Source organism: Cupriavidus sp. 01L46 (assembly GCF_056399905.1).
The window spans coordinates 1-4,917 of the sequence record NZ_JBFTSF010000394.1 but is presented as its reverse complement, the minus strand read 5'-3'; the positions used below and the strand labels follow the sequence as shown (position 1 = coordinate 4,917).

Annotated in this window: 4 protein-coding genes and 1 pseudogene; 2 read left to right on the top strand and 3 right to left on the bottom strand. The window is 63.4% G+C overall.

Going from position 1 to position 4,917, the window contains the following annotated elements; all coding sequences use genetic code 11:
- Positions 1-201: pseudogene (locus AC1DS3_RS35150) on the top strand (spermidine synthase); the annotation flags it as partial.
- A gap of 124 nt (positions 202-325) precedes the next feature.
- A complete protein-coding gene (locus tag AC1DS3_RS35145; RefSeq protein WP_441634580.1) occupies positions 326-673 on the top strand; it encodes a YkgJ family cysteine cluster protein in 348 nt (115 codons plus the stop codon).
- A 105-nt stretch (positions 674-778) separates the two neighbouring features.
- On the opposite strand, the gene AC1DS3_RS35140 is transcribed toward AC1DS3_RS35145, so the two are convergent.
- From AC1DS3_RS35140 to hppD, 3 genes are all read right to left on the bottom strand, one after another.
- Entirely contained in the window at positions 779-1,981 is a 1,203-nt protein-coding gene (locus AC1DS3_RS35140; RefSeq protein WP_477109239.1) for an amino acid aminotransferase, read from the bottom strand.
- Between the two features lie 65 nt (positions 1,982-2,046).
- The gene (locus tag AC1DS3_RS35135; protein ID WP_441634576.1) at positions 2,047-3,444 is read right to left on the bottom strand and encodes an amino acid permease; all 1,398 of its coding nucleotides are present in this window, start codon (positions 3,442-3,444) and stop codon (positions 2,047-2,049) included.
- Positions 3,445-3,602: 158 nt separating this feature from the next.
- The gene (hppD, locus tag AC1DS3_RS35130; RefSeq protein ID WP_174426710.1) at positions 3,603-4,676 is read right to left on the bottom strand and encodes a 4-hydroxyphenylpyruvate dioxygenase; all 1,074 of its coding nucleotides are present in this window, start codon (positions 4,674-4,676) and stop codon (positions 3,603-3,605) included.
- Between the last annotated feature and the right edge of the window lie 241 nt (positions 4,677-4,917).

Here is a 4,917-nt window from a genome sequence, read left to right as displayed (position 1 = left end):
GCCCTGTCCGAGGACAGTTGCAACTACACGCTGTTCGCGTGGAAGGGGGCACGGGCGCTTCCCTCCCAGGACGAGTTGCTGACGCGGGCTCGCATCCTGGAAACCACGCATCCGCTGAATTTGCGATCGGCCGCGCGTCGCCTGAAACAGGGCAAACGGCTCGCGTCGGATCACACATTCTGGCAAAAGCTCGCGGGCTGAAGGACACGGTCTGAATGGCTACCGCCGCTAGCCGTGAATGTTCCGCACCTGGTGCCTGGGCGTACGGAACCGGCCATCAGGTCGATCATAGGCACGCAGATAGGCCAATGAAGAGGGACGCCAGATGATCAGTCAAAAAATCAGGTTCTTTCGCTCACGGATTCCCGCGTTCGCGTGCACCCCGGGCTGCCACGACTGCTGTGGGCCGGTGATGACCTCGACGCACGAGATGTCGAGGCTTCCGGTCAAAAGCGATGCCGAGCACGAAGCCGCGCTGACAAACCTCAGTTGCCCTCATCTTGGCAGCCAGGGTTGCCAGGTCTATGCCGAGCGCCCGTTGATCTGCCGCTTGTTCGGCACCACGCCCCGGCTGGCCTGCCCGAATGGGAACCGKCCCGAGGAGATGGTCGATCCGGACATAGATCGCCAGATTCAACGCTTCTTCGTTGAAACACGTCACGTGCTGGTTTGAACCGGCTTGCACTGGCTTGCACTGCGCGTTGAAGCAAACAGCGAGTTCACCGTCCCGCGCGGGCGGAAAGACCGGCCGCCGCGCGGGACGTAGCTCAGCCGCCTGTCAGGCCGCGGGCACCAGCACGCTGGCAATTGCTTGTGCCACCTGGGTCACGTTGCGCTCGTTCAGCCCGGCCACGCACATGCGCCCCGAACGCAGCAGGTACACGCCGTGCTCCGTGCGCAGGCGGTCCACCTGGTCAGCCGTCAGGCCGGTGTAGGTGAACATGCCGCGCTGCGTGAGGTAGCGCGACAGCGCCTCGCCGCTCACGTGGGCGGCCAGGCCCTTGTGGATGGCCACGCGCATCTTGGCGATACGCTCGCACTTGCCCGCCAGCTCGCGCTCCCAGATCGTACGCAGCGCCGGCGTGGTCAACACCCGGGCCACCACCCGGGCGCCGTGCGTGGGCGGGTTGCTGTAGTTGGCGCGCACCGCGCCCGTCAGCTGGCCGAGCACCCGGCCGGCTTCTTCGGCGCTGTCGCAAACCACGCTCAGGCCGCCGCAACGCTCGCCGTACAGCGAGAAGTTCTTCGAGAACGAGTTCGCCACCAGGCACGGCACACCCTGGGCCACCAGCTCGCGTACCGCGAAGGCGTCGTCGTCCAGGCCGGCGCCAAAGCCCTGATAGGCCATGTCGACGAAGGGCAGCAGCTCATGCTGCTTGAGCAGCGTGATGAGCTGGCGCCATTGGTCGTGGTTCAGGTCCACGCCGGTGGGGTTGTGGCAGCAGGCGTGCAGCAGCACGATGCTGCGCTTGGGGATCAGGCGCAGCGCGTCCAGCATGGCGTCGAACTTCAGGCCGCCGGTAGCGTCGTCGTAGTACGGATACGTGTTGACGGTAAAGCCCGTGCGCTCGAAGATCACACGATGGTTCTCCCAGCTCGGGTCGCTGATCCAGACCTGGGCGTCGGGGAAATAACGCTTGAGGAAGTCCGCTCCCACGCGCAGCGCGCCGGAGCCGCCCAGCGTCTGCACCGTCGAGATGCGCCCCTCGGCGCGCGCCTGGCACGGCTCGCCGAAGACCAGCGCCTGCACGGCGTCGCGATACGCCGCAAACCCGGCCATCGGCAGGTAGGGGCGCGGGCCCATGTCGGCCATCAGCGCGGCTTCGGCTTGACTCACGGCCTGCATCACCGGCAACCGGCCTTCGTCATCGAAGTAGATGCCGATGCTCAGGTTGACCTTATCGGTCCTGGGATCGAGTTGAAAGCTCTCGTTGAGGGAGAGGATCGGGTCGCCCGGATAGGCATCGATGTGTTCGAACATTGGATACTCTGGCTGGAGTGCTGGGAAGGGTCGGAGCCGGCGGCCAGTGGCCGCCAGGGTCATCATTATGCCGATACGCGCTCGGGCAGCGCCGGTTCGGCGCGCTTCTGCTTTTGCCTGAGGCGGTAGCTCAGGCCTAGTACGGCCAGCCATGCCGGGATCAGGTACACCGAGATGCGCAGGCCGGGCGTGAGGTACATCACGTAGAGGATACCCGCCAGGAAGGCCAGGCACACATAATTTGTCAGCGGATAGCCCAGGCTCTTGAAACGCGTTTCCTGGTCGGCTGCGCGCTTGTCGCGGCGGAACTTGAGGTGAATGATGCTGATCATCGCCCAGTTGATGATCAGTGCCGAGACCACCAGCCCCATCAGCAGCTCAAAGGCCTCGCCCGGCATGAAGTAGTTGATCGCCACGCAAGCCGCGGTGGCCAGCGCGGACACGCCGAGCGCGGCCAGCGGGATCCCGCGCTGGTTGACCTTCAGCAGCGCCTTGGGCGCATTGCCCTGCGTAGCCAGGCCGTACAGCATGCGGCTGTTGCAATACACGCCGCTGTTGTAGACCGACAGCGCGGCGGTCAGCACCACGGCATTCAGCACCGTGGCAACGATCTCGCTGTTCATCGCGTGGAAGATCAGCACGAACGGGCTGCCGCCGGTGACAACCTTCTCCCACGGGTACAGCGAGAGCAACACGCCCAGCGCGCCAACGTAGAAGATCAGGATGCGGTAGATCACCTGGTTGGTGGCTTTGGGAATGGTCTTTTCCGGCTCATCCGCTTCTGCCGCGGTGATGCCCACCAGCTCCAGCCCGCCGAACGAGAACATGATCACCGCCATGGCCATGACCAGGCCGGAGATCCCGTTCGGGAAGAAGCCGCCGTGCTGCCACAGGTTGGACACGCTGGCCTGCGGGCCGGCCGTGCCGGACGCCAGCAGGTAGCCGCCGAACACGATCATGCCGACGATGGCCAGCACCTTGACGATGGAGAACCAGAACTCCATTTCGCCGAAGGACTTGACGCTGGTCAGGTTGATGGCGTTGATCAGGACGAAGAACGCCAGCGCGGAAACCCAGGTGGGGATGTGCGGCCACCAGTACTGGACATAGATGCCCACCGCCGAGAGCTCCGCCATGCTGACCAGGATATACAGCACCCAGTAGTTCCAGCCCGACATGAAGCCCGCGAAGCTGCCGCAGTATTTGTTGGCGAAATGGCTGAAGGAGCCTGCCACGGGTTCGTCGACCACCATTTCGCCGAGCTGGCGCATGATGAAGAAAGCAATGATGCCGGCCACCGCGTAGCCGAGCAGGACCGAGGGCCCCGCCATCTTGATGGTCTGGGCAATGCCCAGGAACAGCCCGGTGCCAATCGCGCCACCTAGCGCAATCAGCTGGATGTGCCGGTTTTTCAAGCCACGCTTAAGCGTCGCGTCTGTCTTGTCGGAAGCGTTGGGAACCATCTTTGTCTCTCTACCCACTCTTTTGGAATGTTGGCCTGCGCCTCTCGCGTGTCGCGGGCGCTTCGGCTTCGGCCAGGCACCGCCGGCGCGCAGTCATGCTGCCGCGCCGGCGGTGTTGATGCGGTCAGTGCCGGGCGTGCCGGCTTGCCTTGTGGGCCTCAGACCTTGAGCGTGCCGCGCTCGATCTGGTCGCGTTCCAGCGATTCGAACAGCGCCTTGAAGTTGCCTTCGCCAAAGCCTTCGTCGCCCTTGCGCTGGATGAACTCGAAGAACACGGGGCCKAGCGAGGCCTTGGAGAAGATCTGCAGCAGCAGGCGGGGCTTGCCGCCTTCCGTGGTGCCGTCGACCAGGATGCCGCGCGCCTTGAGCTGATCCACGGGCTGGCCGTGGCCGGGCAGGCGCGCTTCCAGGCCGTCGTAGTAGTAGTCGTTGGGCGCGGTCATCAGGGGCACGCCGGCCATCTGCAGGCTGTCGATGACTTCGATCAGGTTGTCCGTCAGGAAGGCGATGTGCTGGATGCCTTCGCCATTGAAGGCCATCAGGAATTCCTCGATCTGGCCGCTGCCCTTGGAAGACTCTTCGTTCAGCGGAATGCGGATCTTGCCATCCGGCGCGGTCATGGCCTTCGAGGTCAGGCCGGTGTATTCGCCCTGGATATCGAAGTAGCGGATTTCGCGGAAGTTGAAGAGCTTTTCGTAGAAATTGGCCCAGTAAGCCATGCGGCCACGGTAGACGTTGTGCGTCAGGTGRTCGATCAGGCGCAGGCCGTGGCCCACCGGATGACGATCCACGCCTTCGATGAATTCGAAGTCGATGTCGTAGATGGACTTGCCTTCTTCAAAGCGGTCGATCAGGTACAGCGGCGCGCCGCCGATGCCCTTGATCGCCGGCAGGCGCAGCTCCATCGGGCCGGTGGCGATTTCCACCGGCTGCGCGCCGAGTTCCAGCGCGCGGGCATAGGCCTTGTGCGAATCCTTCACGCGGAACGCCATGCCGCAGGCGCTGGGGCCGTGCTCGGCGGCAAAGTAGGCTGCCGGGCTGTGCGGCTCGCGGTTGACGATGAAATTGATGTCGCCCTGGCGGTACAGCACCACGTCCTTGGARCGGTGGCGCGCCACCAGCGTGAAGCCCATCTGCTCGAAGATCGGTTCCAGTAGGTTGGGAGTGGGCGAGGCGAATTCCACGAATTCGAAGCCCATCAACTGCATCGGGTTTTCAAACAGATCGGCCATGGTGTGCTCAACGAATAGTTGGGGGACGAGAGAAATAATATTGCGGCTCCTGCGCGCCTGCGCATCGATGCGCAGTGCCAGGCACGTGCGGAACAGGCTCTCATTTACCCGTCCGCACTGCTAATCTGGAGTTCAGTGTATATTCCGGGCCGCAAAATAGGATTTCGTAATCCACGCAGGCAAACCCTATATCATGAGATAAAATTTCATGATTCATGGATGGCAGGAAACGAAAGTGCAG

Excerpts from the sequence above, each read along its gene's own strand:
- AC1DS3_RS35140 (WP_477109239.1), bottom strand. The coding sequence starts at position 1,981 with ATGTTCGAACACATCGATGCCTATCCGGGCGACCCGATCCTCTCCCTC.
- AC1DS3_RS35135 (WP_441634576.1), bottom strand. The coding sequence starts at position 3,444 with ATGGTTCCCAACGCTTCCGACAAGACAGACGCGACGCTTAAGCGTGGC.